Source organism: Thermogemmatispora sp., assembly GCF_019683635.1.
Classification (GTDB): domain Bacteria; phylum Chloroflexota; class Ktedonobacteria; order Ktedonobacterales; family Ktedonobacteraceae; genus Thermogemmatispora.
On sequence record NZ_JADGIA010000202.1, the window covers coordinates 1 to 9156 of the forward strand.

8 protein-coding genes are annotated in these 9156 nt (G+C 61.4%); 4 read left to right on the forward strand and 4 right to left on the reverse strand.

Features of this window, described 5'->3' with window-relative positions:
- Positions 1–248 precede the first annotated feature (248 nt).
- The 3 genes from IRZ31_RS17690 to IRZ31_RS17700 form a co-directional block, all read right to left on the reverse strand.
- Positions 249–1211, reverse strand: a complete 963-nt coding sequence (locus IRZ31_RS17690; protein ID WP_297156069.1) for a ribokinase — start codon at positions 1209–1211, stop codon at positions 249–251.
- 121 nt (positions 1212–1332) lie between these two features.
- Positions 1333–2079 carry an ABC transporter ATP-binding protein gene (locus IRZ31_RS17695; protein WP_297156070.1) on the reverse strand — a complete coding sequence of 249 codons (747 nt, stop codon included), beginning with the start codon at positions 2077–2079 and terminating at the stop codon, positions 1333–1335.
- Positions 2080–2308: 229 nt separating this feature from the next.
- Complete coding sequence (locus IRZ31_RS17700) at positions 2309–3148, reverse strand: hypothetical protein (RefSeq protein WP_297156072.1); 840 nt, start codon at positions 3146–3148, stop codon at positions 2309–2311.
- 202 nt (positions 3149–3350) lie between these two features.
- On the opposite strand from IRZ31_RS17700, the gene IRZ31_RS17705 reads away from it, so the two are divergent.
- From IRZ31_RS17705 to IRZ31_RS17720, 4 genes are all read left to right on the forward strand, one after another.
- Positions 3351–4229, forward strand: a complete 879-nt coding sequence (locus tag IRZ31_RS17705; RefSeq protein WP_297156074.1) for an IclR family transcriptional regulator — start codon at positions 3351–3353, stop codon at positions 4227–4229.
- Positions 4230–4304: 75 nt separating this feature from the next.
- Entirely contained in the window at positions 4305–5693 is a 1389-nt protein-coding gene (locus IRZ31_RS17710) for an MmgE/PrpD family protein (RefSeq protein WP_297156076.1), read from the forward strand.
- 152 nt (positions 5694–5845) lie between these two features.
- Positions 5846–6676 carry a phosphosulfolactate synthase gene (locus IRZ31_RS17715; protein ID WP_112432976.1) on the forward strand — a complete coding sequence of 277 codons (831 nt, stop codon included), beginning with the start codon at positions 5846–5848 and terminating at the stop codon, positions 6674–6676.
- Positions 6677–6842: 166 nt separating this feature from the next.
- Entirely contained in the window at positions 6843–8282 is a 1440-nt protein-coding gene (locus IRZ31_RS17720) for a metalloregulator ArsR/SmtB family transcription factor (RefSeq protein ID WP_297156079.1), read from the forward strand.
- A gap of 50 nt (positions 8283–8332) precedes the next feature.
- On the opposite strand, the gene IRZ31_RS17725 is transcribed toward IRZ31_RS17720, so the two are convergent.
- Positions 8333–9031 (reverse strand): HAD-IA family hydrolase, encoded by a 699-nt coding sequence (locus IRZ31_RS17725; protein WP_297156081.1) that lies wholly within the window; start codon positions 9029–9031, stop codon positions 8333–8335.
- Positions 9032–9156 lie beyond the last annotated feature (125 nt).

Genomic DNA, 9156 nt, shown 5'->3' on the forward strand with positions numbered 1-9156 from the left:
GTATTGTACCGCACTTCTTTGTGATTGTGAAATCAACTTCTTCGATATAGGGGATCGTGATGAAATTGGATATAGTAAGATAAGAGAGAATGGGGAGATTGAAAGAAAGGTGGAAAAGAAATGAGAGGAGATGAAAAATTGGCAGGGAAGCAAAGCGAATGCAAGTTCTGGCCTGGCCAGGGTGGGCCAGCATGCCCGTGGGCTGGCCTGGGGGGTAAAAGGAAGGGATGGCAGGGCAGGGTCAAAAGCTACAGCAAGGCTTCCACCTCAGTGCGTGTAGGCAGAGAAGGCAAAGCGCCCTTGCGCGTAACGGTGATGGCTCCTGCGGCGTTGGCCCAGCGGAGCGCCTCCTCAAGAGGGGCACCCATTGAAAGGCGAGCGGCCAAAGCCCCGCAGAAAGCGTCGCCGGCGCCGGTTGGGTCGACCTGCTGCACATTGAAAGCGCGCTGCCAGCGATGGAAGGGCGGAGCGCCGTTCTCGCCATGAGTGCACCACGTCGCGCCCAGCGCTCCCAGCGTAATAATCACATGCTGGGGGCCGCGCTCTAGCAACCGTTCGGCTGCGGTTTTGGCTGTCATCGCCGTATCGATGGTCAGGCCGGCCAGGAAACTCGCCTCAACCTCATTCACCACCAGAATATCCACCAGCCTGAAAAGCTCGGCAGGAAGCGTCTCCTGGGGGATCGGGGCGGCGTTGAGAATCGTCAGGAAACCGGCCTCGTGTGCCTGGTGCAAGGCCGTGGCGATGGTCTCGATGCCTGTCTCGCACTGCGTCAGAAAAACGCCGGGCGGAGTCATAGCGGGTGTCTGTTGTGAGCCGAGCAGCTCCTCCATTGCCCGGCGTACCGTCTCCGCCGACAAGGTCAGATTCGCGCGTGGCAGAGCAACAATGGCATTTTGCCCGATCTCGGTTGCTATCGTCACGCAGCCTACACCCGTACCAGCCGTGGCATCGCGGCTGACGTAGGTACAATCGACGCCCTCGGCGGCCAGCGCGGGGAAGAAGGCATCGCCGAAGGCGTCTTGACCGACATTGCCAATCAGGCTCGTCTGGGCGCCGAGGCGGGCGGCGGTCACCGCCTGATTGAAGCCTTTGCCGCCGATGAACATCGCAAACTCTTCACCGATCAAGGACTCCCCGGGAAAAGGGAAGCGAGGTGCACGGGCTACCAGGTCGGTCATCAGACTGCCAAGAACAATGACTCTACCCATAGAAGGACCCCCTCAAGCCCTTTGGCCGCTTGCCGGCCTGCCTGCGTGTTGAAAGATATCTCTATTATAGGGTACAGAAGCGCGAGATGTAAATGCTGTGCCTGCCGGGTTGATTGCAAGGCTAGGCTCCATCTGCAGGGGAAGCGACGAGAGAACGATCGTCCTCGATGCGTCCATCGCGCATAGTGATCAAGCGCTGTGCCCGGCGTGCGACCTCCAGGGCGTGCGAGACCCAGACAAAGGTCAGCCCCTGCTCGCGATTGAGTGCCAGCATCAGGTCGAGGATCTCCTGACTGGCCTCGCTATCCAATGCCCCGGTTGGCTCATCGGCCCAGACGATAGCTGGGCGGGTAGCCAGGGCGCGGGCAATGGCCACTCGCTGGCACTGCCCACCGCTCATCTCCGCCGGGCGGTGGCGAGCCCAGCGACTCAATCCGACCTGCTCGATGCTGACAAGAGCTCGCTCGCGAGCTTCGCGGGGTGGCACTCCGCTCACCAGTAGCGGCAGTTCGATATTCTCCAGAGCCGTTAACACTGGCAATAGATTGTAGCTTTGGAAGATAAAGCCCATTGAACGCGCGCGGAAGGTTGTTAGCTCATTATCGGTCAGTTCCTGAATATCCTGGCCTGCAATGCGGATCGTCCCCGACGTTGCCCGATCCAGACCGCTGAGGCAGTTCAGCAGCGTAGTCTTACCGCAGCCGCTTGGTCCCATGATCGCTACAACCTCGCCGCGGCGAATTTGGAGGCTGACGCCGCGTAGCGCCTGGACCTTGAGAGCCCCTGCGCCGTAGTCCTTGTGCAGGTCAATGGCCTCGACAATCAGCTCCTCTTGTGCTGGTAAGCTGGGGATCGCTGCGCTCGACATGCTCCTTTTCCTTCTCACTTGAAGGCTGCTCATGAAGGCTGCTCACCGTCCTGCATGCTCTCACTGCTGGGAGAGGGCAGTGCTTTCTCACCTTGTCAGTGTAGCGCGGGCCGGCCTCACGTGCAAGGGCAGGCGACATGAGCGGCCATGATCGATCTCTGGCGGGCCAGGGGCGCGAGGCCGGCGCCGACGCTGTCTCGTAGAATCAGCTGGTCACCTGGAGCACCGACTACGGCTGGCCAGGCTCGCCCGGGGGAGCGCTACGCCTGACGGCCTCCTCTGGGCGAGCGGCCCGGGTAGACCAGGGCTGCCCCGATGAAGCTGCATCCAGGGCGCTTTCGGGCAAAGCTCCCAGCGGCGGAACGTCTGCCGGAGGCGCGGGAGGCTCTCCGGCGCCGGCTGTGGTGGGAACAGTGTCCTGCTGCACGCCAGCGGGAACTGTAGCGGTAGCAGGATCTGGCCCAGACGCTGCTGTAGGGGTGCTCGCGGGTGCTGGCGGTGGTGCGACGACGGTAGTCCCGTCGCTGGTGGGCGTGGCGGTGACGGCAGGAGTACCCGCCAGTGGGGGAACATAGCCCGGCGGGGCGTAGCCTGCGCTGGGAGCAGGCCCTGTTGGCATTGGCGTGGCAAATGGCGGAGGGTAGGCGATCGGGCCACCAACGGGATAGGCCGCTACAGGGGGAAACGGGGGGGAATAAGCTGGATAGGCCGCAGGAGGAGCAGCCGCACCACTGGCCGACGGCTGAGCAGGCAAGGGACCTGACGCCGCTGCTGGCGGGGCACTGGCCTGCTCCTGTCCTTCACCGTGCAGACGCTCCAGCTCCTGCTGGATTTCTTTGATGTGCTGCTCCAGGGTGGCGAGATTCTGACAGAGTGGCAGCAGCTCGCTCTGGCTGAGCTCCCCATTGAAATACAACTCCATGACTTTGTTGGACAGCGTCCGGTGCTCCAGACTGGCCTTGTAGCTCAGATCATTCAGCACCAGCTGCAAATGCTGAATACGGGCCAGGCGGGCCGCCTGCTGGGCTGCCTTTTCCAGGCCATGCTGGATGCTCTCTAAAATACTCATCAATACGCTCCTTCTGCTGCTCGCAGACGATAGTACCGCTCAGGTCTTCCCTCACCGGCCCTCATTATAGCAAAGGGGCGACGCTGGCGTCGAGACACGGTCGGTGGCAGCGGCCCATTTGACAGGCCAGCTCTCCTGTGCTATACTAAGGTGTCCATTATGTGGATGACATTCCACTATGTGGAAAGGAGGCGCTGAAATAATGCCCTCGGAGGAGGCGCGTGCGACACGGGTGGGAGTTCTGGACAAGGCAATGGCCATTCTAGAGGCTTTCCCGCGGGGAGAGAGTGCTCTCCTGCCCCAGGAAATTGCCGAGAGGACCGGGCTTCCGCTCCCGACAGTCTATCGGCTGGCTCAGGCCCTCGCCGAGCATGGGCTGCTGATGAAAGAAGGCTCGCGCTTTCGTTTAGGGCTGACCCTCCTGCGTCTTGGTTTGCTGGTAGCCGAGAGCATTGATGTACGCAGGCAGGCTCTGCCTCATCTCACCTGGCTCAACAGCCAGACGGGAGAAAACGCCGAGCTACACATTCGCCAGCACGAGACCAGGGTTGTCATCGAGGTCGTGCGCAGCCCCCACAATTTGCGTCCCTTTGCCGAGATCGGGGCCCCGCTTCCGCTGCATCGAGGCGCTGCTGGCAAGGTCTTACTGGCCTGGCTCTCTGACGAGGAGCGCCTGGCTCTGGCCCGGGCCAGCCGCGAGCGCTTTGACAGCGAGCAGGCGGCTGGAGAACGGAATTGGGATGAGGGGAGCTTTTTGGCCGAGCTGGAAAGAGTGCGGCGCCAGGGATGGGCCTGCAGTGAAGGCGAGCGGGTTGCTGGGGTGGCGGGCCTGGCCGCGCCCATCTTTGATAGCAGGGGCCAGGTAGCAGCAGCTCTCACGCTCGTCGCGCCCGCCGCTCGTCTCGGGCCGGAGCAACGGGAGCGAGCTATCCCCCTGGTCTGTGAGGCCGCGCGCCGTGCCTCCTACGACATGGGTCATACCGCCAGTGCCACCAGCCTTGCCAGCGCGGCAGGCTCAGAGTGGCAAGAACAGCGCCACCAGCGCCACAACGGTGTCGGCGCTGAGTCGCCCACGCCTTGAGTGAAGTGATGAAGGTGTATGTGAAACCAGCCACTCCTCTCGGGAGTACTGGCATTGGGAAGGAGGTCAGCAATCATGACGCTCGTTGAAGAGCTGGCGAACTTTGTGGTACGCAGCAGCTATGAGGATATCTCGGCAGAGGCGCGCCGTGAGTTAAAGATTCGCGTGCTCGACTCGCTGGGGTGTGCCATTGGAGCCTTGGAGGGGCGGCCTCTGGCTATTTTACGTGAGCAGATCAAAGACTTTGGGGGCAATCCGCTGTCGACCTTGATTGCTGGAGGTCAAACGGCACCAGACCGAGCGGCTTTCTACAACTCTGCCCTGGTGCGTTATCTCGATTATAACGATACCTTCATTGCTAAAGGGGAGAGCTGCCATCCCAGCGATAATCTGGGCGCTGTCCTGGCGGCCAGCGAATATGCTGATCGCAACGGCAAGGATCTCCTGACTGCCCTGGCCGTGGCCTATCAGGTGCAGTGCCGGCTATCGGAGGTGGCCCCGGTACGGGCTAAGGGCTTTGACCACACCGTTGAGGGCACCTACGCCGTGGCGGCTGGCGTCTCGCGCGCTCTGGGCCTGGATGCGCAGCGCACGGCCAACGCCATCGCCATCAGCGGCACCGCCTATAATGCCCTGCGCGTCACCCGCACAGGCAGCATCTCCCACTGGAAAGGCATGGCCTACCCGGCGGTGGCCCATGCTGGTACTCATGCCACCTTCCTGGCCATGCGCGGCATGACCGGGCCGATCGAGGTTTTCGAGGGCAATAAGGGCTTCATGGAGAGCATCGCCGGACGCTTTACCATCGACTGGTCGCGCGAGAATCTGGAGATTGTCCGGCGCACCAGCATCAAAAAGTACAACGCTGAGTTCCATTCCCAGCCGACCCTGGAGGGCATCCTGCAGCTGCGAGAGCAGCACCAGCTACGAGCAGATCAGATTGAGCGCATTGAGATCGATACCTTCGATGTTGCCTACCATATTATTGGCGGCGGAGAAGAGGGAGACAAGCGCATTGTGCGCACCAAGGAGGAGGCTGATCATAGTCTCCACTACATGGTGGCAGTGGCTCTGCTCGATGGCAAAGTGACCCCCGAACAATATCGGCCCGAGCGCATCGCCGCCAGCGATGTGCAGACCCTGCTGCGCAAAGTCGAGGTGCGACCTGCCGACGATCTCAGTGCCCGCTTCCCTGCCGAGATGCCCTGTCGCATCCGTGTCCTGCTGACCGATGGGCGGCGCTATGAGCTGGAGATCGCCGACTATCCTGGCTTCTACAGCCGTCCGCTGAGCTGGGAGCAGGCACTAGAGAAGTTCGAGAGCCTGGCGGCTCCCTACACTGACGATGAGCTGCGGCGCGCCATCGCCGAGACAGTGCAACATCTGGATGAGGTGCCGGTGCGCCAGCTCACGGCCTTGCTGGCCCGGGTGCGCCTGCCAGCCGCTGGCGGGCCTGCCCTCTAGCGCAAGAGGAGTGCCAGGCAGGCCGACTGCCAGGAGACTGGCGGGCCGGCGCGTGCTGGTCCTGTGGCCTGCCTGGGCGTCCCTGACCTGCCAGTTCGGCCAGCGAACCTGGCGAGAGATAGTAAGCGAGCGATCAGACAAGGAGGGAGACAATGGCAGAGCGTGGCTTTACCTTCCTACGCATGAATGAGCGGCAGAGCAAGCCGCGAACGCGCGGTATTACCGAGATTCGCGGCCCCTACTACACGGCGATGGGGAAGCGCTACTTGGAGGACGTGCTGGAGACGATGGGCGAATACGTTGACTCGCTCAAGTACGCCGGTGGCTCCTTCACGCTGATGCCGCCCAAAGCCGTACGCGAGCTGAACGAGACCGCCCACCGCTACAATGTGCTCGTCTCGACCGGCGGTTTCATCGAGTATGTCCTCACTCAAGGGGCGCAGGCGGTTGATCGCTATGTTAAGGAGTGCCGCGATCTGGGCTTCGACATTATCGAGATCTCCAGCGGCTTTATCACGATCCCTATTGATGACTGGCTGCGCCTGGTGGAGAAGGTGCAGAAGGAGGGTCTGAAAGCCAAGCCCGAAGTGGGTATTCAGTTCGGCGCTGGCGGCGCGACCAGCGTTGAGGAACTGGAGGCCGAGGGAACGCGCGATGTAGGTTGGGCCATTGCCCAGGCCAGGCGCTTCCTGGAGGCCGGCGCCTACATGATTATGATCGAGTCCGAAGGAATCACGGAGAACGTCAAGACCTGGCGTACTGATGCGGTAGCCAGGATCATCGCCGAGCTTGGCCTGGAAAAAGTGATGTTCGAGGCCGCCGACCCCGAGGTCTTCACCTGGTATATCAAGAACTACGGTCCCGAGGTCAACCTCTTCGTCGATCACAGCCAGATCGTGCAGCTGGAATGCCTGCGCTCGGGTATCTGGGGCACGAAGAGCGTTTGGGGCCGCATTCTCACCTACAAAGGCGAGCAATCCTGATCCAACGCCTGCCTCTAGCCAGCGGGGAGAACGAACTTCCAGTTCTCCCCGCTTTTTGTTCCCATTCACTTTCACTGCAGGGGGCTTGCTTTCTCGTCTAGGTAATGTTATTCTCTCAAGATAATTATGTGCATAACTGCATAGAATCGAAAGGAGAAATTCATCTGTGGACCACAAGCCGGTGATGGGATCAGATGAGCGGCTACAGATTGCTCTGGCACCTGTCTACAATGCTCTCAACAGCCTGGCGCTTCTCTGCGAGGCCGGACGGCTGCGCGGTCTCAACGTCTGGGTAGAACGCAGTGCCCAGCGTCTGACTGCTCAACAGTGGCAGAGGCACAAACTCATCTTTAGCGGGTTACGCGATGTACTCGTAGCCGGGATAGCCGCAGCTTCGTTTGCTGATTTTGCCACCTACCTGGAAGCGCTGGCTGGGATTGAGCCGGAGGTTCTACGCGATCGGGCGCTCCAGCACCTGCGCGCGCGTTGCGAACGCCGTCTATCTGCCACCGATGCTGATGGACCCGCACCAGTGCCGTCGCCCGCGCGCCTGCTCGCCGAACCAGAGACCTACCTTGCCTGTGCTGCCTATGCTGATGGCCCTACTACGGTGGCTGAACCTGCCGTGCTGCGTGAAGCGCATCGCTGGCTCAACCAGCCGGCGGCCATGCAAGAGTTGATCGTACATCACCTTCGTACCCTCTGGCAGGAGCTTCTTGAGGCCGAGTGGCGACGGGTACAGCCTATCTTGCGCTGGCAGGTTGAGCGATTCAGTCACTATCAAAAAACAGCAGAGCAAGAGGTAGCAGCGGCTCTGTTTCTGGCCCTCACTGGGCGTGAGCTGCCTCCAGCTGTTGAGGAGCGAGCCGCCAGGGCAGAGCGGCTGATCCTGGTACCGTCCTGGCATATGGGGCGTCACGTTAGCTGCTGGGAGCATGAGGAAGCGCTCTATCTCTTTTTCAGCGAGCCGCCCAACTACGATGTGGCTTTGCTCTCTGCTCCCGTTGGGCAGGCTGAGCTGCGTGCGCGGCTGGCGGCGCTGGCGGATGAGACGCGGCTGCGCCTGATCGAGCTGCTGGCCGAGCATGATGAACTGACTGCTCAGGAGCTGATTGCGGCTCTGGGCCTGAGCCAGTCGAATGTCTCACGCCATCTCAAACAGCTGGTCTCGCTTGGTTATCTCTACGAGAGCCGCGCCAGTGGAGCTGCAAAGGCCTATCGCCTCAGCTCGCCCTACTTTGTGCGTACCGCTCGCGCGCTGAAAGAGTTGGTTAGCCTGCCAGTGGGGCAGCGCGTCGCTGACGAAGAGACGCATCGTGGTGGATCGCATGCTCCTGATGTGCGTCGCTTCCTCGATCGGCAGGGGCGACTCTGTCTCTGGCCGCCGGCCAAGCTGAGCGATAAGCTGCTCGTCCTCAGCTATCTGGCCTCCTTCTTTGAAGCAGGACGGCGCTACAGCGAGCAAGAGGTGAATGCCATTCTGGGCCAGCATAGCGTGATCAACGATAGCGCAGCCCTGCGTCGCGCGCTATATGACTATCGCTTCTTAGAGCGGACACGCGACGGTACCTTCTACTGGCTGGTTACAGCAGAGGCCCAAGGCTGAACCGAGGCGACCGTTGGCATTGGGCGCGTCGTGCCAGCGTGAGAGCCAGCTCATGGGAAGAGTACGAGCAGCTCCGCTGGTTGGTGCACCCAATGCTCAGGCCGTTCGGCGAGCACGCTTTCTGGGGGAAAGATGCCTCCCCAGAAAGCGGCGATGGCTGCCATCCCTGCGGCGTGAGCGGCGGCCATGTCACCAGGATGGTCGCCCACATAGGCCAGCGCCTCCATTGGGGTCTCTGCCGCGATCAGGCCAGCCGCGATCAGCTTCTCGCGCGCTTTCCAGAGCGGAGCGGGATGGGGCTTACGCTCCGCAGTATCCTGGGAGGTCACGGTGACCGTCAGCAGCGCGCTCAGCTCCAGATGGCGCAGATCGGTCGAGAGGCGCTCTGGCCCGGTATTGGTTACCACTGCCAACGGATAGCCACGGCGGCGCAATTCCTCCAGCAGCGCGCGCACGCCTGGATAGAGACAGGTCGAGCGATAGCCTTCGTGGGTGTAATACCAGAGGTAGGAGGCAGCCACCTCTGCAGCGTGAGGACCGGCGTAGCGCGCTGTACTTTCAGCCAGACGCATTGGCGAAATCTGGCGAAATTCCTCCATGTTCCGCGGAAAGATGCGCCCTGTATGTTGCTTATAGGCAAACTGCATAGCCGCCATCATACCGCGGGTCGAATCGGCAAGGGTCCCATCCCAATCAAAAAGCACCGCCTGGAAAGGCCGGGCGGCCTTGCTCTCTGCAGTTTCTGTCACGCTCCTGATCACTCCTTCTCTTCCGCCGCAGCCCTCGCTCTCCTGGCCCAAGCGAGAGCCTTGTCACTGCAGGCTATTATAGCGCATCCATTCGGTGGGTGGCGGAGCTGAACCTTGTGGCTACC

Bases quoted from the DNA above. Each gene is read 5' to 3' on its own strand.
- IRZ31_RS17690 (WP_297156069.1), bottom strand. From the start codon at position 1,211: ATGGGTAGAGTCATTGTTCTTGGCAGTCTGATGACCGACCTGGTAGCC.
- IRZ31_RS17695 (WP_297156070.1), bottom strand. From the start codon at position 2,079: ATGTCGAGCGCAGCGATCCCCAGCTTACCAGCACAAGAGGAGCTGATT.
- IRZ31_RS17700 (WP_297156072.1), bottom strand. From the start codon at position 3,148: ATGAGTATTTTAGAGAGCATCCAGCATGGCCTGGAAAAGGCAGCCCAG.
- IRZ31_RS17705 (WP_297156074.1), top strand. From the start codon at position 3,351: ATGCCCTCGGAGGAGGCGCGTGCGACACGGGTGGGAGTTCTGGACAAG.
- IRZ31_RS17710 (WP_297156076.1), top strand. From the start codon at position 4,305: ATGACGCTCGTTGAAGAGCTGGCGAACTTTGTGGTACGCAGCAGCTAT.
- IRZ31_RS17715 (WP_112432976.1), top strand. From the start codon at position 5,846: ATGGCAGAGCGTGGCTTTACCTTCCTACGCATGAATGAGCGGCAGAGC.